At 61.6% G+C, this 22,071-nt stretch carries 20 protein-coding genes; 12 read left to right on the forward strand and 8 right to left on the reverse strand.

The genetic code is table 11. The features are described 5' to 3' along the window. Positions 1 to 12 precede the first annotated feature (12 nt). A complete protein-coding gene (locus NLY42_RS22065; protein ID WP_023707500.1) occupies positions 13 to 1,413 on the reverse strand; it encodes a Do family serine endopeptidase in 1,401 nt (466 codons plus the stop codon). Between the two features lie 445 nt (positions 1,414 to 1,858). On the opposite strand from NLY42_RS22065, the gene NLY42_RS22070 reads away from it, so the two are divergent. The 3 genes from NLY42_RS22070 to NLY42_RS22080 all read left to right on the forward strand — a co-directional run bounded on the left by NLY42_RS22070 (position 1,859) and on the right by NLY42_RS22080 (position 4,082). Beyond that, on the forward strand, positions 1,859 to 2,470 hold the full coding sequence (locus tag NLY42_RS22070; RefSeq protein ID WP_023672669.1) for an ATP-dependent Clp protease proteolytic subunit: 612 nt from the start codon (positions 1,859 to 1,861) through the stop codon (positions 2,468 to 2,470). A 68-nt stretch (positions 2,471 to 2,538) separates the two neighbouring features. Next, a complete protein-coding gene (locus NLY42_RS22075) occupies positions 2,539 to 2,967 on the forward strand; it encodes a GFA family protein (protein WP_050587750.1) in 429 nt (142 codons plus the stop codon). Between the two features lie 47 nt (positions 2,968 to 3,014). Next, positions 3,015 to 4,082 (forward strand): M42 family metallopeptidase, encoded by a 1,068-nt coding sequence (locus NLY42_RS22080; RefSeq protein ID WP_023755311.1) that lies wholly within the window; start codon positions 3,015 to 3,017, stop codon positions 4,080 to 4,082. A 129-nt stretch (positions 4,083 to 4,211) separates the two neighbouring features. Here NLY42_RS22080 and NLY42_RS22085 read toward each other — a convergent pair whose 3' ends face one another. Next, positions 4,212 to 5,036 (reverse strand): SIR2 family NAD-dependent protein deacylase, encoded by an 825-nt coding sequence (locus NLY42_RS22085; RefSeq protein ID WP_023696169.1) that lies wholly within the window; start codon positions 5,034 to 5,036, stop codon positions 4,212 to 4,214. Between the two features lie 935 nt (positions 5,037 to 5,971). Here NLY42_RS22085 and NLY42_RS22090 point away from each other — a divergent pair. Together NLY42_RS22090 and NLY42_RS22095 are read left to right on the forward strand one after the other, a co-directional pair. Next, positions 5,972 to 6,142, forward strand: a complete 171-nt coding sequence (locus tag NLY42_RS22090) for a hypothetical protein (RefSeq protein WP_023672674.1) — start codon at positions 5,972 to 5,974, stop codon at positions 6,140 to 6,142. 39 nt (positions 6,143 to 6,181) lie between these two features. After that, complete coding sequence (locus NLY42_RS22095; protein WP_023682458.1) at positions 6,182 to 6,679, forward strand: hydrolase; 498 nt, start codon at positions 6,182 to 6,184, stop codon at positions 6,677 to 6,679. Positions 6,680 to 6,876: 197 nt separating this feature from the next. Here NLY42_RS22095 and NLY42_RS22100 read toward each other — a convergent pair whose 3' ends face one another. The 3 genes from NLY42_RS22100 to cphA are packed head-to-tail and all read right to left on the reverse strand — an operon-like array spanning position 6,877 to position 11,374. Further along, a complete protein-coding gene (locus NLY42_RS22100; protein ID WP_023682457.1) occupies positions 6,877 to 7,701 on the reverse strand; it encodes a cyanophycinase in 825 nt (274 codons plus the stop codon). After that, complete coding sequence (locus tag NLY42_RS22105; protein WP_023682456.1) at positions 7,698 to 8,597, reverse strand: isoaspartyl peptidase/L-asparaginase family protein; 900 nt, start codon at positions 8,595 to 8,597, stop codon at positions 7,698 to 7,700. Before NLY42_RS22105 ends, NLY42_RS22100 begins: the two co-directional genes overlap by 4 nt. After that, positions 8,597 to 11,374 (reverse strand): cyanophycin synthetase, encoded by a 2,778-nt coding sequence (gene cphA, locus NLY42_RS22110; RefSeq protein WP_050586853.1) that lies wholly within the window; start codon positions 11,372 to 11,374, stop codon positions 8,597 to 8,599. Before cphA ends, NLY42_RS22105 begins: the two co-directional genes overlap by 1 nt. Positions 11,375 to 12,032: 658 nt before the next feature. Between cphA and sdhD the strand changes: the two genes are divergently transcribed. After that, positions 12,033 to 12,422, forward strand: a complete 390-nt coding sequence (gene sdhD / locus NLY42_RS22115) for a succinate dehydrogenase, hydrophobic membrane anchor protein (protein ID WP_027050929.1) — start codon at positions 12,033 to 12,035, stop codon at positions 12,420 to 12,422. Positions 12,423 to 12,525: 103 nt separating this feature from the next. Here the strand turns inward: sdhD and ctaD are convergent, their stop codons facing one another. Continuing rightward, positions 12,526 to 14,184 carry a cytochrome c oxidase subunit I gene (ctaD, locus tag NLY42_RS22120; RefSeq protein WP_023693467.1) on the reverse strand — a complete coding sequence of 553 codons (1,659 nt, stop codon included), beginning with the start codon at positions 14,182 to 14,184 and terminating at the stop codon, positions 12,526 to 12,528. 311 nt (positions 14,185 to 14,495) lie between these two features. Between ctaD and NLY42_RS22125 the strand changes: the two genes are divergently transcribed. From NLY42_RS22125 to NLY42_RS22145, 5 genes are all read left to right on the forward strand, one after another. Continuing rightward, positions 14,496 to 15,323 (forward strand): DUF2243 domain-containing protein, encoded by an 828-nt coding sequence (locus NLY42_RS22125; RefSeq protein WP_023696175.1) that lies wholly within the window; start codon positions 14,496 to 14,498, stop codon positions 15,321 to 15,323. Between the two features lie 30 nt (positions 15,324 to 15,353). Then, positions 15,354 to 16,730, forward strand: coding sequence for an NAD(P)/FAD-dependent oxidoreductase (locus NLY42_RS22130; protein WP_023754855.1), 1,377 nt, complete (start codon positions 15,354 to 15,356; stop codon positions 16,728 to 16,730). A gap of 243 nt (positions 16,731 to 16,973) precedes the next feature. Next, positions 16,974 to 18,488, forward strand: a complete 1,515-nt coding sequence (locus NLY42_RS22135; RefSeq protein ID WP_023715805.1) for a protein adenylyltransferase SelO — start codon at positions 16,974 to 16,976, stop codon at positions 18,486 to 18,488. 657 nt (positions 18,489 to 19,145) lie between these two features. Further along, positions 19,146 to 19,331 carry a hypothetical protein gene (locus tag NLY42_RS22140; RefSeq protein ID WP_023688550.1) on the forward strand — a complete coding sequence of 62 codons (186 nt, stop codon included), beginning with the start codon at positions 19,146 to 19,148 and terminating at the stop codon, positions 19,329 to 19,331. A 2-nt stretch (positions 19,332 to 19,333) separates the two neighbouring features. After that, the gene (locus tag NLY42_RS22145; RefSeq protein WP_081725396.1) at positions 19,334 to 19,534 is read left to right on the forward strand and encodes a hypothetical protein; all 201 of its coding nucleotides are present in this window, start codon (positions 19,334 to 19,336) and stop codon (positions 19,532 to 19,534) included. A gap of 600 nt (positions 19,535 to 20,134) precedes the next feature. Here NLY42_RS22145 and NLY42_RS22150 read toward each other — a convergent pair. Together NLY42_RS22150 and NLY42_RS32030 are read right to left on the reverse strand one after the other, a co-directional pair. After that, positions 20,135 to 20,293: a hypothetical protein gene (locus tag NLY42_RS22150; RefSeq protein ID WP_023672685.1), complete on the reverse strand. Its 159-nt coding sequence runs from the start codon at positions 20,291 to 20,293 to the stop codon at positions 20,135 to 20,137. A gap of 185 nt (positions 20,294 to 20,478) precedes the next feature. After that, positions 20,479 to 20,985, reverse strand: a complete 507-nt coding sequence (locus NLY42_RS32030) for a DUF982 domain-containing protein (RefSeq protein WP_373432840.1) — start codon at positions 20,983 to 20,985, stop codon at positions 20,479 to 20,481. On the opposite strand from NLY42_RS32030, the gene NLY42_RS22160 reads away from it, so the two are divergent. Continuing rightward, entirely contained in the window at positions 20,971 to 22,032 is a 1,062-nt protein-coding gene (locus NLY42_RS22160) for a glycosyltransferase family 4 protein (RefSeq protein ID WP_023672687.1), read from the forward strand. The two genes, NLY42_RS32030 and NLY42_RS22160, sit on opposite strands and share 15 nt — an antisense overlap. Positions 22,033 to 22,071 lie beyond the last annotated feature (39 nt).

Consider the following 22,071-nt stretch of genomic DNA (forward strand, 5'->3'; position numbering starts at 1 on the left):
TCCTGGAGACGGTCATTTCCCGGCGACCGCCACGAACACGGACTGCCCCTGCCTTTCCAGCCGAAACAGGATGGGCTTGCTCTGCCGGCGAGAGTTCGCCCACTCCTCGACGATATCCGAAGGCTCCGTCACGCGGCGATTGTTGGCCGATATGATGACATCGCCGGGCTGCAATCCGCTCCGGGCGGCAAGGCCATCGGGAACCACTTCCACGACGAAGACGCCGGTCGTTCCTGATTTGATGCCTAGCTGCTGACGCGCCTGATCCGGAATCGGGCTGAGGGATAGGCCGAGGCCTTCGGCCGCCGACTTCTTGTCGGGAACAGCGCCGGTCTTCACCTCCGCATCCTTGCGCTCACCGATGACAAGCGCGATCTCCTGGTCCTTTCCGCCGTTACTCCGTGTCAGAGTGGCCTTGCTGCCAGGCTTCTGGCTAGCCGTCGCAAGCGTGAGGTCATGGACACCCTCAATGCCCTTGCCGTTGAACCGGGTGATCACGTCACCCGGCTTCAAGCCGGCTTTCTCCGCCGGGCTGCCGGGCTCGACCGAAGCAACCAGCGCGCCCTTGTCATCTTTCATCCCGAGGGCCTCAGCCAGCGACGGCGTGATGTCCTGCAGGCGGACCCCGATGAAGCCACGCTCGATCCGGCCGGTTCTGATCAACTGGTCGGCGATGCTTTGGGCGGTGCGCGATGGCACCGCAAACCCGATCCCGATGCTGCCGCCGGACGGCGAGACGATGGCGGTGTTGACGCCGATCACCTCGCCACGTGCGTTGAACAGCGGACCGCCCGAGTTGCCTCGATTGATCGACGCGTCCGTCTGGAGAAAATCGTCATACGGCCCGGCTTGAATGTCTCGCGAGCGGGCCGAAAGAACGCCGACAGTGACAGTCCCTCCGAGCCCGAAGGGACTGCCGATCGCGATTGTCCATGCGCCCGGCTGCATTGCATCCGAGTCACCCCATTTGGTCGTGGTCATGTTGGGCCGCGGGTCGACCTTCAGCACCGCTATATCGGTGGCGGGGTCACGGCCGACCAATTGCGCCGGCGCCGTTTCCTTGTCGGAAAATACGACATGGATCTCTGTCGCATCGGCAACGACATGGTTGTTGGTGACGATGTAGCCGTCGGCACTGATCACAAATCCGGAGCCAAGCGCCTCCCTCACCTGCGGCTGAACGGGTCCGAGGCCCTGGCCGTCGAACGGACTTGTAAAGTCGCCCGCCGTCGTCTGGTCCTGGACAACCTCCCGGGTCGTGATCGCGACCACGGCCGGCAATTTCTGCTGGATGATCGCTGTGAAGTCGGTCGGGGTATCCTGGGCCAGGACAGGCGCCACGCCACTGGCCGAGAGCATCAGCGCAACCGCGATCAAGCGCGTTGCAAATCGTCTTTGCATATCGTGAGACATTGCTGGACCTCCTGCCGGACAGCCCCGGCCGCTCGGCCGCGCCGCGCGGAGCCGGTGCTCCGGACGCTAGAACTGCCAACAAAGCTGTTTGTTTCAGCCCCCCGGAAAAATGGCACGGCCAGGAAAAATAGCCCGACCGCGGGGGTCCGGAAGGCAGCAGCCGGGAACCATTGAGGCCGTCGAGTTCAACCGTCCACAGGACTGGTCCCGGACGTGGCAGAAATCAGCAAAGCGACTGCGTCAGCTCCGGCAAATGCCCGATATGCCGATGGAGCCAACCTAGCGGCTGAGGTGCCTCTACCGGGCCTGGTGCGAAAAGGATCTGCAATGAAAGAGGGAGCTCCACAGCCGCCGAGAGACGCGGCTGTGATCACCACCGCTCGAACTCCCTCAAGGGAACAAAAGGGTACCAACTAAGTTCGGCCCCCATAATGAGGATGCCTATATGGACCTGTTGCCCCAGTCAGCCGAACACACCGTCTCCCCGCCGCCCGCTCCAGACCTTCACCGGCTTTTGTTCGATCCAAACTTGCGTATACACGGCTTGATTGATGACACTGTCGTCACCAAAGCCTTGGACGATTTGAAAGCCGTGCGTTCCGGGGAAGACGATCTCTACGTTGAAATCGACACGCCCGGAGGCGACGCCGACGGCGCGCGACGTCTAGCTCTAGAGTTCAAACTTTTTCTGAAACACTCGGGCCGCAACGGCTACATCATTGGCAAGAATACGGTTTACTCTGCCGGGGTAACGGTCCTTGCCGCTTTCCCGAAAGCCTGCAGGTTCCTTTGCCCGCAAGCAGTCCTGCTGATTCATGAAAGAAGGCTTGAGAAAGACTTGGTTCTGAATGGACCAATTCGAAGCTGTCTTCAGATCGTTCGCGAACAACTTGCGCTGTTGGAAACGGCAGAGCGACTCGAGAATGAAGGGTTCGCCGATCTCGTCCAAGGTTCTCGAACATCGCTGGAAGAGCTGCGCGACCATGCCCTGAACAGCTGCTACCTGATGGCAGCAAGAGCTTTGGAGCTAGGCCTTGTTGAAGACATTGCCCATTAACTTGATGCCTCGATGCAAACGGCAGAGCGGAGTCCAACACGCTTCCCTCACTCATGTCGGCGGCGACCATGAACGACGAGGTTGACAAGATAGAGCGGACCGGCGGCTGTCTTTGCGGGTCTGTGAGGTATGTTGTTACCGGCGCGCCGTTGCGCGTTGGCTTGTGTCATTGCCAGGATTGCAAGCGAACCAGCGGCAGCACCTACAGTGCCTTTGCCGTGTGGCCGCGGTCGGCTTACCAGTGCAAGGGCGAGCTTGCGGCGTTCAACGGCAGAGGTTTTTGTCCGGCATGCGGGTCGCGCGTGGTGAATCTCCGCGACGACGAAGCCGAGATCATGACCGGCACTCTCGACGATGCGCCAAACGACCTTCTCCCGACATACGAGCTTTGGACCCCCCGGCGCGAAGCCTGGCTCCACAACCTGCCTTGGGCTGACCAATTCGCGGGCGATCGCACCGAAGAAGGCCAAAATTGGCGCGAAGCCCGACGAGTATGACCATGCTCGAATGGCCCTCCACCCCGTGAACCGTGAAAGTCAGCTTGATGCGCGATGAATCACTCAAGTTCTTGAAGGAAATTGTGGCGACCCCGTCGCCGAGCGGCTTCGAGCAACCCGTAGCGGAGCTTTTCCGCGAGTATGTTCGTCCCTATGCCCACAGGTTGACGACGGACGTCATGGGCAATGTCACGGCGATCATCAATCCTGAGGCGTCTATGCGCTTCATGTATGCCGGGCACATGGATGAGGTCGGCTTCATCGTCCATTACATCGACGATGACGGCTTTCTTTTCTTCAGCACCATAGGTGGAACGGACGTTGCCACTGAAATCGGCCAGCGTGTCTGGGTGCACGGCAAGGAGCCGATCCTGGGCGTCGTGGGTCGCAAAGCAATCCAGACCTTCAAAGCCTCTGACACGTCTCAGACTCCCTCGCTGATGGAACTGTGGATCGATATCGGCGCGAGTTCGCGAGAGGAAGCGTTGAAGGTCGTAGAGGTCGGCAGCGCGGTCACTATCCACGGCGAGTTTGCGGCGCTACAGGCCAACCTTGCTGTCGGACGAGCGTTCGACAACAAGGTTGGCCTCCTCATCGGCGCCGAGGTCCTGCGCTGCCTCTCCGAGGAGGGAGGCGTTCACCCCGGCGTGGGCCTCTATATCCTGGGTACGGTTCAAGAGGAAATTGGGTCCCGAGGCGCGATGACCTCAGCGTTCAACATCGCACCTCGAACCGGCCTCGCAATCGATATGGGCGTGGCGATGGACTATCCGCGCGCTCGCGCCGAGGATCAGGGCAAACTGGACCTTGGGAAAGGGCCGGCAATCACTCAAGGCGCGAACACCAACCCGGTGGTGTTCAATCTGCTGAAGTCGGTGGCCGAGAAAGAGGGCCTACCTTATCAGCTTCAGGCGGTGGGCAGCTCAAGCCCTACCGACGCGCGTGTCATGCAGCAGAACCGAGGCGGCGTGGCAAGTGGAGTGCTCTCCGTGCCTGTGCGTTACATGCATACCCCGTCCGAAGTTGTTTGCCTGGATGATGTGCAAACGACGATTGACCTTGTTTGTGCATATTGCCGGCAATTGACGCCGGAGATCGACTTCACGCCAAGATGATCGCGGCGGGATTGATTGTGGAAGTCCTAGCTCCAACAGTCGCTGATCTGGTGCCTGTCGGCCACCGCCTGGTGCGTCGGTCACCGCGCACCTGAGAAAACCCAACTGCAGTCCACTGGGGAGCGCGCCTCAGGTCACCCCCACCGCTTCCACCAAACGCCTGAGGAAGTCCGTCAGACCGGCTTCAGGATCATCACCTGCGCCAACGAGCACCGAAATACCCCAGCGCCCAAGCACGGCCTCCTCCACAGGGTTGCGGCTGGGCATGAAGATGAACGAAGGGGGACGATCTTTCTCATATCCAGACCGGTGCCAGGTCTGCCAAAGCCGGTGCAACAGCAGCCGGATGTTTGGATCGGAGAGGCTATAGCCAATGAACAGGATCGTGCTGCCGAGAGCATCGGAGCGAAAGCGGACATCAAGGGGAGAATTGAAGGACAGGCGGTCAAGATAGTCGGTTTCGGTGAGGACAAGGGAAGAGTCCTCGTCAAAGTCGCCGTGAAATTTCACGATGTGCGTTACGCCTCGACGGGCCTGCGCAACGTGCCGTGCGTTGGCCACTTTCACGTACTCTCGACCGTGGATTTCAAAAGCGAGTTCCAGGTTCCGGTCATAGTTCGTCGTATAGATGACGGGAAAATCGAGCGTCACGATGAGTCGGTGCAATTCCGATTTCTCGATCCGTTCCTTGGCGACAGACCAGTTTCTGTCCATCCAACTGCGAAGTGGTCCGATACTGCCATGCTTGATCCGATAGTATTCGGCCAAGGTCTGAAAACGATCGCGTCGCGTGGAAAATTCATCGTCGACGCCGAGCTCCTTTGCCATTCGCTCGATGAGCTTCTCCCAAGACGGAAGTCCGACGCTGATCGATACCCCCGCCCCCACAAACAAAATTGCGCTGCGATGACGAATTGCATTGGCGAGCGAATCTATAGGATCATCATCGTTCATGGATAGGTCCTCCGAAGCCACTCGCGTGGGCCGGACCTAAAGGTGCGTGCCCCGTGAGCGGATCGTGGACGCGGCCCCGCAATTCGAGCCAGCACGGCGCACTGCGGGAGCATCGTGCTCCGCCCTCATCGACGAAATCGGATCGACCACGCACCAGCCAGCCCAGAGGGGGCGGCCCTTGCAGTCCTGCCGAGCCGCTTGCCACCCGAACCGAGGTAGCGGCCGCGAGGACACTGGCTGTGAACTGGAACCGGCGGTGTTGCGGTTTACTGGCCACGTTGATTCAGTTCTGCGCCAGCCATATTGCGCAAAACTCTATCGAGTTTCGCATTCACCAAGAGGTTGCGCCGCTTCGCGCCGATAAAGATGGCGAGAGAGTAAATCATTGTAAGAACAGAGATCATCGTCATTCCGGCCTAAACATCAGCGGCCGGAGATGTTCCATGCGCCCGGAAATATTCCAGTGCAGGTGTTTTTAAATCGCCGAAGCTACGCGCTCAATGCGCGGTTGGTTTCGTGTCCAGGGCGGACGAATTAGCGCAAGGCGGTATTCATCCTCCCACATCGGCGGCGGACTGAAGCGAAATGCTGGTTGTGTCCCCCAGAATTGCAATGAAACGCCGATGCTTTGCATGCGGCCCGGAACAAATGCTCGCTTGCACAGTTCGAGCCATGCAGCGGTCGACCCCCGCGCTGCAAGATCGGTAGCCCGATCGCCCGCGCCGGCCCCTCCCACGGCGCGGGCTTTCGTTTGAATTCACGCTGTCGGGGTTGGAGTCGCTCCGCCGTTGTCGCGAGCCGGCTGATATACGCGCTGTCCGGGGCTCGCGGGATGCCGGCGACATCGGCATTCGCGCAGTCCGGCAGGTCAGCCGATGCACGGGAACAACGCGGCACTGTGATGGTTTGGTGGCCTCGGAAGGTGGCAGAGAACGATGGGCAAAAAGCCCAAACAGCACGCAAAATCCACGGCGGATCGCGAAAAGGCGATCGAGGCGCTCTACTTCGCGCGCAAGTGCGGCCTTACGAAGGAAGAGGCACTCAAGATGCTTAGGGAAGCCCCGATCGGGATCGATGATGAAGCCGAAGAGCGCTCCGGCAGTTAGACGCGATCGCCGGTCGCGCGTCGCAGCCGGCCGCGGCGCATGATCTTCTTCACTTCCGATACGCATTTCAACGATCCGCGCATTCTGCGCCTCGACCGGCGTCCCTTCGCCTCGTTGGTCGATCATGACCAGGCGCTGGTTGCGTTTTGGAACGAAACGGTTGGCCCGAACGACGAGGTCTGGCACCTCGGCGATTTCGCCAAGGGTCCAGCCGAGACCGTGTCTTCACTGCTGTCGTCTCTTAACGGGTCCAAGCACCTGATAATTGGCAACAATGATGGCGCCGCCACCATTGGCGACCCGGCCTGGGCGAGCGTGCACCACTACATGGAGCTTCTTGTCGAGGGCAGCTTGCTGGTTCTGTGCCACTATCCTTTTCGCACCTGGAACCAGATCGGCAAGAGGTCGGTAAACCTGCACGGTCATTCGCACGGTCGTCTGAAGCCGATGACGCGCCAGCATGATGTCGGCGTCGACGCATGGGGGTTTCGTCCGGTAACCTTTGCTGCCATTCAGGCCAGTCGCCGGCGGGGTTAGCCCGACAGAACGCCGGGCGAGCGAAGGTCTTCAGCTTAGCGGGATTGGAGCCGACGAGAGGCCGTCTGTAATCCTGCCGGACCCGCAACAATGCGACAATTCTGGTTGGGCGACTTCAAATAGGAGAACTGCTTCATATATGCGGTTTTCGCGGTACGCGGACCGCGCCGCACCATCAGCTTGAGTGTGGCGAAGTCTTACGGAAGCCCTACCGGCCGTCGCAGCGCGAGATCGAACCCGTCGCCTGAGCTCAGCACGTGAACCCTAAGATCATGGATGGAAAGGGCGGCATCAGGCTCACCTTCCGCGATGTTGGAATGCGTCACGCCGGCTGCATCGACCAGATAGACAGCGCCGCTGCCGATGACCTTGAACATCTCGCCCTTCACCACGATCGCGGTGTCTTCATCGATGCCGATGCCGAGGACGCGCGGGTTCTGCGACACCGCCCCGATGAGCCGCCCAATGCGGCCCCGTTCCGCAAAGTGCTGGTCGATAATTACATTCGGCAGCAGGCCCAGTCCCGGCGCCATCCGAATGTGGCCGATCCGAAAGGAGGCTGCGTTCGGCCCCTTCACCATCATCGTGTCGCTCATGACCGACGCGCCCGCGGAGGTGCCGGCAATGACGCCGCCGGCTTCATAGATTTCGTGCACCCGCTCGTCGATGGGCGTGTCGCCGATCTGGCTGGTGATCCGGAGTTGGTCGCCGCCGGAGAAGAACACCGCGCTCACGTTTGCGAGCGCACTTATTTTCTTTTCATGAGCTGCCTCGAGGCGGTCGTTGACGTAGAGTTCGATGACATCCTTGATGCCCAGCTCACCGAAGGACCTCTGATACTTCTCGAGATAGCCATCCGGCTCATGAGACGCTATGGTGGCAAGCACCAGGCGGCCGTTCGGAACCAGGCTCGCTACCTCCTTCAAGATGACACGATCGCCATCATGGTCCTCGTGGCCGCCGATGATGACGAGCGTTCCAGCTTTACCGTTCGAGGATCGTTTTTTCTTCTTGTCGGTCATTTGCCCACGTCTTTCTTGCGCAGGAAAACGTGCGGGTGGTTGTCCTCGCTGGTCATGAAAGCGACTGCGAACTCCCTGCTGTTATGCGCCCATCCAGACACGCCGGTCGCGGTAAGCACGATGGCTCCGGCTTCGCCGCCGATCGCCTCGACTTCCTTGAGCGCGGGATTCAGCACCTGCTCCAGGCCGCCTTCAGCCTGTCCCGAGGACAATGCCTGCCGCGCCGAGAGTGACTGCATGACACGGGCCGCGAGAGCCTTTCGCGCAATATGCTCACCGTCTCCCGAGAAGGCGACGGCTCCCAACCGGTTGTCGGCATAGTAGCCGCAACCGGGTTGCGGAGAATCCCCCACACGACCCGGAGCACTGCCGTCCAGTCCGCCGGTCGAAGTGCCCACGGCGATGTCCCCGTACTGATCCAGGGCAACCACACCGATCGTATCCTTCGCCTCCGACTTGCTGGAGGCGTCGCGCTGCTGCGGCGTGATCAAATCCGCCGGATCGCAAAGCTCCAGCTGCTTGTCGGCGGCGAAACGCCGGGCCCCCTCCGACGCCAGCAGGATCGGCTCCTCATGCAGCATTGCCTTCGCGACACTGATTGGATGGCGCACGCCCTTGATCACTGCGACGGCACCCACATTGAAGTCCCTGCCCTCCATCAGGCCAGCGCACATCTCGACCTCGCCGTCCGAATTGAGGGCACTTCCATATCCCGCATTGAACGTCGGGTCCGCCTCGAGGATGCGACCGGCCGCTTCCACGGCATCGACCGCCGTTCCGCCGCCGGCCAGGACGGCCCGACCTGCCTCGAGTGCCTCGATGCATCCGTTGCGATGCGCCTCCTCCTCTTGCGGATCGATCTCCTTGGCGCCGCCGTGCAGGATCAGCGACCACATCAGCCAGCCCTCAGATGGCGAATATGGGTCTGATCGGGCCCTCCCCTCGAAGGCGTCGCGCCTCCGAAGCCGGTTACCTGCCGCCACACGGCTTCAACGTCGTCGACGGTCAGCACGACAAGGTCGTTTTCCCGTGCAAGCCTGAGACACACGTCGACGGCCTCCTTCTCGGGACAGACGGCGTGAATGCGGCCTGGGGCGCAGCCGGCGTTCAAGGCACCTTCCCGCAGCAAGCCGGCGATCGCTCCGGGGGCTCGGCCGCGCAGCTCCTGCTCATCCTCCTTGAAGACGATGACGTCGAATATCCGCGAAGCGATCGCGCCCATCTCGCGTATGTCGCAATCGCGGCGGTCGCCCGGTATGGCGACCAGGCCGATCGTGCGCTGATAGCCGCGCCTCATGTGGGAAACGAGCTTTCCGAGCGCCTTCAGCCCCTCCGGATTGTGCGCATAGTCGACGATGGTGCGGAAACCATGTCCGTCGAAGACGTTGAGGCGACCGGGAGATTGCTCGAACGAGGTGCCAAACTCGGCCAGCGCCGCCCGGATCGTTGCCGCCGGAACGTCGTGGCAATGCGCCATGGCGACGGCTGCCAGGCTGTTGGCAACGTTGAATTCGGCCGAACCCTCGAAGGTCGCGGGAATTTCGTCGACGCTCATCAAGAACATCGATTCCCCATCCTCGTGGATGAAAATGTCCCAGCCGTCGCTGCTGGGCTCCCGCGTCACGGCGCGGCCGCCTTCCGCCAGGTGGCTGCGCAAGAAACCGGGCCACTCGCTCCTGCTCGCCAGCGAGAAGTAGCAGATCCTGCCGCCGGCATCGCGCGACATTGCGGACGTATGGACGTCGTCGGCATTGAGAATGCTCCATCCGCCGCGGCGGACGGACTCGACCACGACCGATTTCACCTCCGCCAGGTCCTCGATTGTGTCGATGCCCCTCAGCCCGAGATGATCGCCGTGGACGTTCAGCACCGCGCCAACATCGCATGCATCGAAGGCAAGCCCTTCGCGCAGGATGCCGCCGCGTGCACATTCCAGCACCGCGACATCGACACCCGGCTCGCGCAGCACGATCCTGGCGCTCTGCGGGCCTGAGCAATCGCCTGTGATGATTCGTTCGCCGTTCAGGTACACGCCGGTGGTCGAGGTGAGCCCGACGGTTGCGCCATTCGCCTGCAGGATGTGCGCCAGCATTCTGGCAGTGGTCGACTTGCCGTTGGTCCCGGTGATCGCGAAGATCGGAATCCGGCCGTCCTTGCCGCCTTTGAAGAGAAGATCGAGCACGGGCCGTGCGACGTTGCGGGCGCGCCCCGACGAGGGTTCGAGATGCATGCGAAAGCCAGGACCGGCATTCACCTCTATGATGCCGCCGCCGGTTTCGCTCACCGGCCGTGAGATGTCGGGACAGACGAAGTCGATCCCGGCAATGTCGAGGCCGACGATCTGTGCCGCCCGCCTGGCGATCAGCGCGTTTTCGGGATGGATTTCTTCCGTTCGGTCGATCGCGGTCCCACCGGTGGAGAGATTGGCGGTGGGCCGCAAGAGCACCATTTGACCCGGCGCTGGAACGCTCGCCAGGGTGAGCTGCGATTTTGACAGGAAATGCTCGACACATTCGTCGATCTCGATGCGGGTCAATACCGAGGAATGGCCCTCTCCCCTTCGTGGGTCGCGGTTCGTCTCCTCGACGAGCTCGGCGACAGAACTCCGGCCATCGCCGACCACATGGGCCGGAACCCTCTCGGCGAGCGCCACCACCTTTCCGCCGATCACCAGGATCCTGTGGTCCGAGCCGACGAAATGCTGCTCGACTATAACGCTACGGCTGTGTTCTCGCGCCTGTTCGAAGCCCCAGCGGACCTCGTCTTCTGTTGCCAGACCGATGTTGACGCCGCTTCCATGATTGCCATCGAGTGGTTTGGTGACCACGGGGTAGCCCAGCCGTGCTGCCGCCGCGACTGCGTCCTGCGCCGATCGCACCAGCTCCCCGCGTGGCACCGGCAGGCCGGCCTGTTGCAGCAGGAATTTGGTCAGGTCCTTGTCCGAGGCGATCTCGGTCGCAATCTCGGAAGTGAGGTCGCTGCAACTGGCGCGGATCCGCTTCTGATGCTTTCCGTGACCAAACAGCACGAGGCTGCTGTCGTCGATCCGCGCGGCGGGTATGCCCCGCCTCTCGGCCTCGCGCACCAAGGAAGCAGTCGTAGGCCCCAAGGCACGCTCGGCGGCCAGACGCTTGAGCTGCTGCAGCCTGGCTGCGAACTCGAATGGCCCCTGCGTTTCCGCAATGTCGCCGAGCCCCTCGACACCATGCAGATTGGCCGGCAGCAGGCTGTCCACCAGTTCGAGCGCGACGCGTCCGGCGAGCAGCCCGACAAGCTCATCCTTGTAGGCGAACATGACGTTATAAGTGCCGGGACTGCCTTTGACCGACCGTGTCTTTCCTCGTGTCACCCGGTGACCGAGCATGCTCTGCAGTTCCAGGGCGACATGCTCGACGACGTGGCCGAGCCAGGTTCCTTCCTGCATGCGGCGGACGAAGCCGCCGGCGGCGCCATAGCTGCAGCCATGGCCCGCAAGGCCGGGCAACAGTCGGACGATTTGTTCGGAAAACCCGGGCAGTTTGTCTGTCGGGAACGCCTCAAGGGCTCCGAGGTCGATCCGAATCTGGACCATTGGCGTCATACTATAGAGGTGCGGCCCGCGAAACACGCGGGCGTCCACGACGCGGATAGGGCGAAAACGCGAGGCGCCCCGATGAATTTCTTTGTCCGACATAGTCCGTTTCTCCTGACTAACTCCGCAACATCCGGAGGATCGGTTAGTTCCCGGCTCTTTCAGCCCAAATATTTTTGCAGGAGAGAGAAACAAAAGTGGCCGTTAACATATGTTGGCCCAAGAACACCCTCTGGTCATCTCGGCCACGTGCGGTCGCTGTTCTGAGGGCTACTTATCTCTCGGGACGAGGCGGGCCAGGCATTCGCTCGTTTTCACAAGCATTCGCCGGGCACATCGCGCCCGTTGAGCTAGTGCCCGGCTTTAGCTCATGGCGACCCATTGTGCGGGTCCAGCACTGAGGCATTAATCTTCAGCACGCCTTCGGCACCCGGGAACATTTCCAGACGCGTCAGGTTTGGAACCATCCTTGCACCGGAACTACAGCCATGCAGAGTCGAAAATCGGTGAAGGCCGCGCTCGTCAAGGAGATCGACGCGGTCCGCCTTCGTATCTCGCTGCTTGAAAGCGAGCTATGCAGAGATGGCAGACCCAGGCAAATTGGATGGCGTTCAGGATACGAACTGAACGCCCACAAAGCCCGCCTTGTTCGACTGGAGACCGTGCTTGCCCACTATCCGTCGGCACCGACGGCCCGGGCATCGAAACAGCAACAGCTTGAGTTGCGCGCAAGGCAACCAAGTAGTTTTGGGGAAACGCCATGGCTGACAGACCCTCAATCAGAACTCCGCTAGCTCGAGTGCGGGGCCTTGGATCGGCGAAACACGGAACCGAAACGTTCATGCTGGAGCGGCTGACATCTGCTGCCCTGTTGATCCTTGTCATTTACATCGTCGCGGTCGTTATAATGCTGGTCGGTGAGCCTCGAGACGCCGTCCTCAGCGTCGTAGGATCGATCTATGTCGCGCCAGCCCTTATTGGCTTCATTCTCGTAAGCTGCGTTCACATGCGGCTTGGAATGCAATCGATCATCGAAGATTACTGCCATGCCACCGTGCTCAAATCGCTTCTTCTGATCGCCAATTGGTTATTCTGCTGGGCAGTCGCGCTCGCAAGCTTGTTCGCTGTGCTGTTAATCAGCTTCAGATAGCGATCCGGTTCTCAGCTGCAGCCAACGTCTGCCACCAGCAGGCTGAAGTTCGCCTCAGCGGCGAACCGGGCTGGCTTGCGCAAAGGAGTTCGACAACCCGGCCTCATCTGATTTGCGGCAGCCTGTCCCATTGATGGAAAGGGGGTGGAGAGGTCAGCTCCCACTCCAATGTGGTAGCTCCTGGCCCCCATGGGTTCATGCCGGCGGCTCTTTGCCGGTAGAAAGCTTCCAAGATGCCGAAGAGGAAAATCACGACACTCGCGGCCGACAGGTACGATCCATACGAGGACACCATGTTCCAGCCGGCGAATGCGTCGGGATAGTCGACATAACGACGCGGCATGCCAGCCAATCCAAGGAAGTGATGGGGGAAGAAGACGAGGTTCACGCCGACGAAGGTCGTCCAGAAATGGACCCCAGCCAGAAGCGGGTTGTAGAGATATCCCGTCATTTTCGGAAACCAGTAATACCAGCCCGCGAAGATGCCGAAGATCGCTCCCAGTGAAAGTATGTAGTGGAAATGCGCGACGACGAAGTATGTGTCGTGCAGTTCACGGTCGAGGCCGGCATTTGCGAGTTGAACGCCCGTCACCCCGCCTACGGTGAACAGGAATATGAAGCCGAGGGCCCAGAGCATCGGCGTCCGCAGGCTGACCGAACCGCCCCACATGGTTGCAATCCAGGAGAACACCTTTATCCCGGTCGGCACTGCGATCACCATCGTGGCGAAGGTGAAGTAGCGCTGCGTGTCGAGGCCTATCCCGCTGGTGTACATATGGTGGGCCCAGACGACGAAGCCGATCACCCCGATCGCCACGATTGCGTAGACCATCCCGAGATACCCGAAGATCGGCTTTCGCGAGAAGGTCGAGATCACCTGGCTGACGATGCCGAACGCCGGCAGGATCATGATGTAGACTTCCGGGTGGCCGAAGAACCAGAAGAGATGCTGGTACAGCAGCGGGTCGCCTCCGCCGTCCGGCGCGAAGAACGTGGTTCCGAAATTGCGATCGGTCAGGAGCATGGTGATGGCGCCGGCCAGCACCGGCAGAGCCAGCAGCAGCAGGAAGGCGGTGATGAGGATCGACCACACAAACAGGGGCATCTTGTGCAGGGTCATCCCCGGCGCGCGCATGTTGAAGATGGTGGTGATGAAGTTGATGGCTCCCAGGATCGAGGAGGCGCCCGCAATGTGCAGAGACAGGATGACCAAATCCACGGCGGGACCGGGATGGCCGGAGGTCGACAGCGGCGGGTACAGGAACCAGCCGGTCCCAGGGCCATAGCCGCCGGGGACGCTGGGCATGAAGATCGACAATAAAAGCAACATCAATGCCGGCGGCAGCAGCCAGAACGAGATGTTGTTCATGCGCGGGAAGGCCATGTCGGGGGCGCCGATCATGATCGGAACCATCCAGTTGGCGAAGCCGCCGATCAGGGCGGGCATCACAGTGTAGAAGATCATGATCAGCGCGTGGGCCGTGGTGAAGACGTTGTAAAGCTGCTTGCCGGCGTCGATCGCTGCGTCGCCCTGGTAACCGTAGATCATCGACGCCAGTCCGGGGAAAAACTGGATCCCGGGTTGCTGCAGCTCGATTCGCATGCTCACCGACAAGAGCATGCCGATCACCCCCGCGATGAAAGCGAAGACCAGATAGAGTGTGCCGATGTCCTTGTGGTTGGTCGAAAACAGCCATCGGGTGATGCCGGTCGGCTGGTGGCTGTCGAGACCGTCCGGATCTGCCGCCGTATATTCGTTCATGACCTTCTCCGCTTGAGCCGTCCGTCGCCAGCATCGAACCGTGCTGGAACTTGATTGTTCCCTCCACCGAACCGGCGGTAGGAACATTCCACGGAAGCCGCGGTTAGGTTCCGCGCGGCCGACCCTGCGCGGCTGAGGATCGACGTCCATGCTGGCGATAATTGCTGCGACACTGGTTCTGACGACGGTGGTTGGTGGGCTGATATCCGCCTTCTGGCTCGAGGCGCGTCATGGTTTCCATGACCCCATGCCGCCGGACATGTCGGTGCCCAGGCAACTGAACGCCCCGGCCTGGAGCCGGTGGTCCTGACATGGACGCGATCACCGCGACACTCGACCCGAGAACGCGAGCCGGCTGGCTGCTGCTCGGCTTCGCGCTCGGCGGTTTCTTCGACGGCATCGTCCTGCATCAGATCCTGCAATGGCATCATCTTCTCTCGGGCGTCGCCGATCCGGTGGGTTCCGACCTGCGCTTCCAGATCATGGCCGACGGCCTCTTCCATCTTTTCATGTATGTGCTCGCCGTCGCCGGCACGGTGCTGCTGGTGGCCGCGAGGGCGGCCGGCGCGCGGCCCGGGACCACCACGGAGATCCTGCGGCTCGCCTTCGCCGGGTTCGGCGTCTGGCATGTCGTCGATGCCGTCGTGTTTCACTGGCTGCTGGGTCTGCACCGGATCAAGATGAACAGCGACTTGCCGCTCGCCTGGGATATTGCGTGGCTGGTCATCTTCGGCATCGTGCCGCTTGTGTTGGTGCTGGTGCTGCCCAACCGCGGCGGACCGGCACGCGGTGCTTCGGCAGCGCTTACCAGCATCGTCCTGCTCGCGGGATTGGCAGCCGGCGCCGGCCCGTTCTTCAACGGTGCCGCCAATTCCATCATCGTCTTTCGGGCCGGGATGGAACCGGCGGCGATGATGCGGGCCGTTGAAGTCGCCGACGCCCATCTCAAATGGGTCGACGCCAGCGGCACCATCTGGGCGGTCGACCGCGTCTCATGGCGCGGGTTGGTATCCCTTCACGCGCGCGGCGCCCTTGTGGTCAGCACGACGCCTGTCATTGCCGGATGCCTCGCCTGGACCGATGCCGCCGGAATGAGCAGTAGCTCCAGCCAGCAGCGAGGCACTCCTGCCAGGCTATGACTTCCGGACAGGGATAGGGGAGTATCAAGCATGCAGTTCGCCACCGAGAGCAGCCACGGCCGGAGCCTGACACCGCGCATCGTCGTGGTCGGCGGAGGCTTTGCCGGTCTGGAGGTTGCCAAGGCGCTCGGCAAGGCGGAAATCGGGGTGACGATCATCGACCGCCACAATCACCACCTGTTCCAGCCCTTGCTCTATCAGGTTGCAACCGCCGCCTTGTCGGCGCCTGATATCGCCGAGCCCATCCGCAAGATCCTGGGCCGCTATCCCTCGGTTCAGGTCCTCTTCGGCGATGTCACCGAGATCGGCACCGAGGCCAGGATACTGGTGCTGGCCGATGGGACCACGGTCCCCTACGACATCCTGGTCTTGGCCACTGGTTCGCAGCCATTCTATTTCGGCCAGGAGAGCTGGGCTCGGGTTTGTCCCGGTTTAAAGACCATCGAGGACGCGCGCACGATCCGGTCACGGCTGCTGCTATCGTTCGAGCACGCGGAACGGACCACCGATCCAGTCGAGCAATCCCGGCTGATGACGATCGCCATTATCGGCGGCGGCCCGACCGGTGTCGAACTGGCGGGCTCGATCGCCGAACTCAGCCGGCACACACTGGCGCGCGACTTCCGCAACATCCGGCCCGAGAAGACAAGGATCATACTGGTAGAAGCCGGCGAGCGTCTGCTCGCCGGATTCGCCCCGGAGCTTTCCAGATATGCACGTCTGCGCCTTGAAAGCCTGGGCGTCGAGGTCGCGCTCGGCAACCGGGTCGAGGCGATCGAAGCGCATCAGATCACCGTCGGCGGCCAGGTGATCCCGGTGGCCTTGACGCTCTGGGCCGCCGGGGTGGCGGCTTCTCCGCTGGTCGCCCAGCTTGGTGTCGGGCTCGACCGCGGCGGTCGGGTGAAGGTCGAATCCGACCTGCAGGTCGTTGGCCATCCCGATGTCTTCGCGCTTGGCGACGTCGCACTGGTCCTCGATGGGAACGGCCAGCCATTGCCGGGTCTTGCCCAAGTCGCCAAGCAGCAGGGCGAGCACCTCGGCAAGGCACTGTCACGCCGGATAGATGCTGGCGACACGCTGCCCGCTTTTGTCTTCAGCAATCGAGGCAACACGGCCATTGTCGGCCGCCACGCTGCCGTGTTCGAATCGGGCAGGCTGAAACTGAAAGGCTGGTTCGCCTGGTCTGCCTGGGCGCTCATCCATGTTTATCTGCTCGTCGGTTTTCAGCACCGCGTTCAGGTCTCGATCCAGTGGCTCTGGCGCTACCTGACCTATGAGCGTGGCGCCCGACTCATCGCCGAGGAACGAGTCGAACCGGGTTCGAAATCATCGCCGGGAGCGGCCCCGAGAGAGCCGCTGCCACCCAAGGCAGACGCCGCCCCGGCATTGCCCGCCCGCACTGACTAGATTGCCGGGTGCTCAGTTCGGAGACAGTGGCGATGCGGGGGTCATCTCTGGATTCCGCCACGGCCCGTCGTCCCACGGCAGCCTGAACCTCGAAAATCGAGGCGGGTGGTTCCCAGCTTGTATCCGGTGCCGGCCTGATGGGATCCGGATGGCACCAGCGGCGTTGCGTCCCTATATGCTCAAATGAACACAGGCTCCTCGAAACGGGAGCTGTTGAACCCTCCTCTTCAGAGACAGCTTGTCATGACGTCACCTGCGACTGCTGAACAACCCCCGGTCATTCAGACGGGGCTTCCCGCCCTGAGCAACAGCTATGGGCAATTGCCGGAGCGCTTCTTCTCGCAAACAGATCCGAAGCCGGTATCCGAACCGCGGCTGATCCGGTTCAACCGGCCCCTCGCGGAGGAACTCGGGCTCGATGCCGACCAGCTTACCAGCCCGGATGGAGTGGCGATGCTTGCCGGCAACAGATTTCCGGAAGGCTTGCAGGCAATCGCCCTGGCTTATGCGGGCCACCAGTTCGGAAACTTCGTGCCTCAGCTTGGCGACGGGCGCGCTCTGCTTCTTGGCGAAGTGGTGGACGTCAACGGCATTCGCCGTGACATCCAGCTGAAGGGATCGGGACCAACGCGGTTCTCGCGCAACGGTGACGGCCGCGCCGCACTCGGCCCTGTCCTGCGCGAATATGTCGTCAGCGAAGCGATGGCGGCGCTCGGCATTCCGACGACGCGAAGCCTTGCGGCGGTGCTCACCGGCGACCCGGTCTATCGCGAGGTCCGGCTGCCCGGCGCCGTCCTGACACGGGTGGCGGCAAGTCATATCAGGATCGGCACGTTCCAATATTTCGCCGCGCGCCACGACACCGAGGCGCTCAAGATATTGGCCAACTATGCCATTCAGCGTCACTTCCCACAGCTGGCGGGGGAAGCACGGCCGTACCGGGCTTTGCTGGAGGCCGTTGTCGCCGCACAGGCGGACCTGGTGGCGCGCTGGATGCTGGTCGGCTTCATCCATGGCGTCATGAACACCGACAACATGTCGATCTCGGGCGAGACGATCGACTATGGCCCATGCGCCTTCATGGACGCTTACGACCCCGGCGCGGTGTTCAGTTCGATAGACCGCGCCGGTCGCTATGCCTATGCCAACCAGCCTCGTGTCGCCACATGGAACCTTGCGCGCTATGCCGAGACCCTGCTGCCGCTCATGAGCACGGACGAGAATGAAGCAGTGTCTGAAGCGGAAGAGGTGCTGAGGTCGTTCCAGGCCTCCTATGAGGCTGTGTTGCAGCGCGGCTTCCGCAGAAAACTCGGACTGCTGACCGAAGCGGAAGGCGACTTGCAGCTCGCTGCCGACTTTCTGGACGTGCTGGCTCACGGCGAAGCGGACTTTACGCTCGGCTTTCGGCGCCTGGGCGATGACCTCGACGCTGCGGACGGCCAAGGCACGGCGCGGCAGTTGTTTAAGGATCCAGGCTCATTCGATGCCTGGTCGGCGCGGTGGCGCCAGCGCATTGCAAGCGAAGCAGCCGACACGGCCACGCGCCGGGCAGCCATGCAATCCGTCAATCCCAAATTCATCCCCCGCAATCATCGCATCGAGGCGATGATCCAGGCGGCGTTGGGCGGCGACTTCACACCGTTCGAGGAGATCCTGGCGGTCGTCAGCCGTCCCTTCGATGAGCAGCCGGGAATGGAACGCTATGCTGAGCCGCCACGCCCGGATGAGCGCGTCCTGCAGACATTCTGCGGTACATGAGACATTCGTGATGGTCGCTTAACATGTGCAAATGCGGAAGACCCATTTGCAAGCTATCGTCACGGGCACTCTCGTAGGGGCTGAGCTATGACGATCATAGAATTGGCATTCGAATTGCTGGCACGGAAGCTCGTAGACCGTACCGGAATATCAGACGAAGATGCTCGAGACCTTGTCTCAGCCATGGGAGCTGACTGGTCATCGCTCGTGCGAGCAGCGAGGGCGATCAAAGAGGCTTAGGTCTTTTGACGTCGTTTTAGCTGCCATCAGCTGCAGGCAGATCGGACCAGAGGCTGCTGCCGCGATCCAGGCGCGACACCGCGCTCGTCACCGATCATGTCAGCAACGTGGTCAAGCACTGTATTTCGGTCGCTCCAATTGACCGGGTACAACACGCTGCTCTCCTGAAAGCCACTGCAGCCCGCTACGCAAGTCGCCGGAAGCTCGCAATAAACTGCGATAGCAGCCCAGGCTTAGGATTTATATTGCAGGCCCGCACCACTGGCGGGGCGACGCGGGCAGGCCGCTGCCGTTCGTTGAAATCCGCGTTGGGAATCAGATTCCGTCGGCACCGAAATCACAGGTGCTGACGAAGCAGACGGAACTTCCCCCCACGATCACGGTTTGGAGTCACGAGACCAACCCAAGGAGATGCAGATGTCGAGCAAAATGCCGCCCGTGCCGCCTGAGAACCAGAGCCAGAAGGGTCGAGGAGAAGGGCGACAGGTTAGCCACGATGATGCCCAGCACGGCACTCACGGAGCGCCGGATCCGGAGCGCCAAGGGCAGCAAGCCAACACCAAGGTCAACACCACTCATCAGGGCCGTCAGCAGGATCGGTGATCATGTCCACATCGAAGAAACACCCGAACACGATCCGGCAGGGCGGGCCAGGCGCATCGCACGAGAACGCCAGAAAACCCCTGCAGGTCAACAAACCCCCGGCGGATGAAGACCGTCGATCCAAAAGCCGAGTTTCAGGGGGTGGCGGTGAAAAGGACAGTCATCATTCGCACAATCCAGCCAAGAAGGGTAGCAACAGTTGAACCCACGGCTTTGTGAATGATTGTGCTAAAGCGCGCCGCGTGTGCATGTCATTGTCTCACAACCGAGCCTTTTTTTGAGTGACATGCATAGCCGGACCAGGGTGAGGATCAGCGAGTCGAGACGCCCGGAAAAACCGGAGGCCGTGGGCCCGCACCACTGGCGGAGCGATGCGGGCCCGGCCAAGGGTTACGGCCCTCGACCAGCAGCGAGGGGCTCGCTGCCGCATGCAGAACAAGCCCCGTAATTTCAGGTTCCGCTAATATACAAAAAAGCCGGCCACCTTTCGGCAGCCGGCCAGTTCCAACAGAACAAGGGAACGTGCACTGATGGGGCAGTGCAACGCCCGAAGTGTTTCGAGGCGACGATGTTCCACCGGAAATCCACGGATTCGCCGTTTCGATCTACATTGGCCGGATTGAAAGATCTTTGACGATCTCTCCCAAGTTCTCGCGGAGCCCGGTCCGACGTGTGGCGCCCTGTCTGCGCCTTGGCTCTCTATGCGGCCAGCAAGCTCATCTTTGAAGAATGCCCGCCGCGACTGCCGCGCGCGTCAAACACCGGCGTGCAATTGGTCGAGCGCGCGGCAGACCGGGGACGCGTCAAGTCGAGCGTCGGTCGACGTAGGTGTAGACGCCGGCCCCAATGGCGACCGCGCCGACCGTGATCACGATCGATGGCGCGCCCATCAAACTGGCAAAGACCGCCCAGATGAGGGCGATGACGATAGCGCCGAGTGTTCCCAGGATCAGTCTCGGCATTGTCTACCCCTCCACGTTCGGGCCGCCTGTGGATGGTCGTCACCCACCGGTCATGCGAAACGCCGCATGAAAGCACAGTGTGGCCCATGAGGTGAAGGGCCGCGCCGGAATACTCCGGTGCGGAAAAGATGATGCCCGCGCCGCCAAAGCCCGGGTGTTCAATAGCCAAATGGCTGGACCGGCGCCTAGCGCCTCAGCGCGTGGACTTCCGCCATGCTTTCGCCGCCCATCGGCAGGGCCATGTCATCATCGAGCAGCCGGGTGATGCGGGCAAAGCCCGTAAACGCCTTCCTGGCTGCTTCGGCCGACATTCTGCCCGACAGGGCCGCGGAGCAGCAATTCACGGCGCACTGATACACAGGCCCACGCCGTCCCAATGGCCATTTCTGCAAAAAGACCATCGCTTCGGCAACGCTATCGACTTCCTCGACGGGGTGTCCCTGCCCGCGCGCAATGCGCACGGGCGTAAAGAAATGCAAGCGGTCCATTTTGTTCTCTCCCTGGTCGGCCGCAGCGCGAACCAACCCTACTAAATTCGCGGATGGCGCGTTTGTTCCGCTTATTGCAAAAAAATCTGCGCTGGTGGGCTTGGGTTGCCGACGCCCGCTTTTGTCCGGAACGTTAGGCCGGCTGATGCATTTCGCTCTCGTGATTGCCTTGAGGGACACGTTCAAACCATGCGCATAGCCCATGTCGCCCCTTTGCACGAATCGGTGCCACCCCTTCTCTATGGCGGCACCGAGCGCATCGTTTCCTATCTGACCGAAGGGCTGGTCGAACTCGGCCATGAGGTGACGCTGTTCGCCAGCGGCGACAGCCGGACGTCGGCCAGACTGATACCAGGTCGCGAACGCGCGCTACGCCTCGATCCGCGTCCACTGAAATCGGACACGGCGGCGCATCTTGCGATGCTTGCCGATGTGAGGAACCGAGCCCACGACTTTGATATCATTCATTTTCATCTCAGCCATTTCCTGCATTTCTCGTTCTTCGAGACCATGCCGGACAAGACGGTGACAACGCCTCATGGCCGGCTCGATTATGTCGATCTGGCGCCAGCCTATGAGCGTTTTCCGCGCTTTCCGCTGATCTCGATCTCGCATAGCCAGAAGACCGGGCTTGCGAATGCCAATTGGCTGGCCACCATCCATCACGGGCTGCCGACGGGTCTCTATCAGCCGACCTTCGAGACGGCGGCAGGCGAACCATACCTCGCCTTTCTCGGCCGGCTTTCGCGCGACAAGCGGCCGGACCGGGCCATCGACATCGCCTTGCGCTCGGGCATGAAACTCAAGCTGGCGGCCAAGATCGGCGACGATGATCGCGCCTATTTCCATGAGACGATCGAGCCGTTGATCGATGGCGACCGCATCGACTATGTCGGCGAGATCGCCGAGAGTGAGAAGACTGAATTCCTCGGCAATGCCGCTGGTCTGCTGTTTCCGATAGACTGGCCCGAGCCGTTCGGCCTTGCCGCGATCGAGGCGATGGCGTGCGGTACGCCAACCATCGGCTGGAACTGCGGTGCGTTGCCGGAAGTCATCGACCATGGCGTTACCGGATTTGTCGTCGATTCTCTCGACGCCGCGGTCGCCGCGGTGCCGGCCTTGCTGCAACTCGACCGGCGAAAGGTGCGCGCCGTCTTCGAAAGTCGGTTCTCCGCCAACAGGATGGCGCGCGACTATCTCACTGCCTATGCGCGTCTCATCGGCGCCCCGGCTGAATCGAAAGCGTCGTGAACGACGGCGGACGTTCCGAGCCCGAAACAGAGATTTGTG

The organism is Mesorhizobium sp. C372A, from assembly GCF_030323245.1.
Classification (GTDB): Bacteria; Pseudomonadota; Alphaproteobacteria; order Rhizobiales; family Rhizobiaceae; genus Mesorhizobium.

Excerpts from the sequence above, each read along its gene's own strand:
- NLY42_RS22145 (WP_081725396.1), top strand. The coding sequence starts at position 19,334 with ATGTCCACATCGAAGAAACACCCGAACACGATCCGGCAGGGCGGGCCA.
- NLY42_RS32030 (WP_373432840.1), bottom strand. The coding sequence starts at position 20,985 with ATGGGCTATGCGCATGGTTTGAACGTGTCCCTCAAGGCAATCACGAGA.
- NLY42_RS22085 (WP_023696169.1), bottom strand. The coding sequence starts at position 5,036 with ATGAACGATGATGATCCTATAGATTCGCTCGCCAATGCAATTCGTCAT.
- NLY42_RS22075 (WP_050587750.1), top strand. The coding sequence starts at position 2,539 with ATGAACGACGAGGTTGACAAGATAGAGCGGACCGGCGGCTGTCTTTGC.
- NLY42_RS22090 (WP_023672674.1), top strand. The coding sequence starts at position 5,972 with ATGGGCAAAAAGCCCAAACAGCACGCAAAATCCACGGCGGATCGCGAA.
- NLY42_RS22070 (WP_023672669.1), top strand. The coding sequence starts at position 1,859 with ATGGACCTGTTGCCCCAGTCAGCCGAACACACCGTCTCCCCGCCGCCC.
- NLY42_RS22105 (WP_023682456.1), bottom strand. The coding sequence starts at position 8,597 with ATGTGGTCGCTGATCCTGCACGGCGGCGCCAAGGAGATCGATCCGCAA.
- NLY42_RS22130 (WP_023754855.1), top strand. The coding sequence starts at position 15,354 with ATGCAGTTCGCCACCGAGAGCAGCCACGGCCGGAGCCTGACACCGCGC.
- NLY42_RS22100 (WP_023682457.1), bottom strand. The coding sequence starts at position 7,701 with ATGACCGACAAGAAGAAAAAACGATCCTCGAACGGTAAAGCTGGAACG.
- cphA (WP_050586853.1), bottom strand. The coding sequence starts at position 11,374 with ATGTCGGACAAAGAAATTCATCGGGGCGCCTCGCGTTTTCGCCCTATC.
- NLY42_RS22125 (WP_023696175.1), top strand. The coding sequence starts at position 14,496 with ATGGACGCGATCACCGCGACACTCGACCCGAGAACGCGAGCCGGCTGG.
- NLY42_RS22140 (WP_023688550.1), top strand. The coding sequence starts at position 19,146 with ATGTCGAGCAAAATGCCGCCCGTGCCGCCTGAGAACCAGAGCCAGAAG.
- NLY42_RS22095 (WP_023682458.1), top strand. The coding sequence starts at position 6,182 with ATGATCTTCTTCACTTCCGATACGCATTTCAACGATCCGCGCATTCTG.
- sdhD (WP_027050929.1), top strand. The coding sequence starts at position 12,033 with ATGGCTGACAGACCCTCAATCAGAACTCCGCTAGCTCGAGTGCGGGGC.
- NLY42_RS22150 (WP_023672685.1), bottom strand. The coding sequence starts at position 20,293 with ATGCCGAGACTGATCCTGGGAACACTCGGCGCTATCGTCATCGCCCTC.
- NLY42_RS22080 (WP_023755311.1), top strand. The coding sequence starts at position 3,015 with ATGCGCGATGAATCACTCAAGTTCTTGAAGGAAATTGTGGCGACCCCG.
- NLY42_RS22160 (WP_023672687.1), top strand. The coding sequence starts at position 20,971 with ATGCGCATAGCCCATGTCGCCCCTTTGCACGAATCGGTGCCACCCCTT.
- NLY42_RS22135 (WP_023715805.1), top strand. The coding sequence starts at position 16,974 with ATGACGTCACCTGCGACTGCTGAACAACCCCCGGTCATTCAGACGGGG.
- ctaD (WP_023693467.1), bottom strand. The coding sequence starts at position 14,184 with ATGAACGAATATACGGCGGCAGATCCGGACGGTCTCGACAGCCACCAG.
- NLY42_RS22065 (WP_023707500.1), bottom strand. The coding sequence starts at position 1,413 with ATGTCTCACGATATGCAAAGACGATTTGCAACGCGCTTGATCGCGGTT.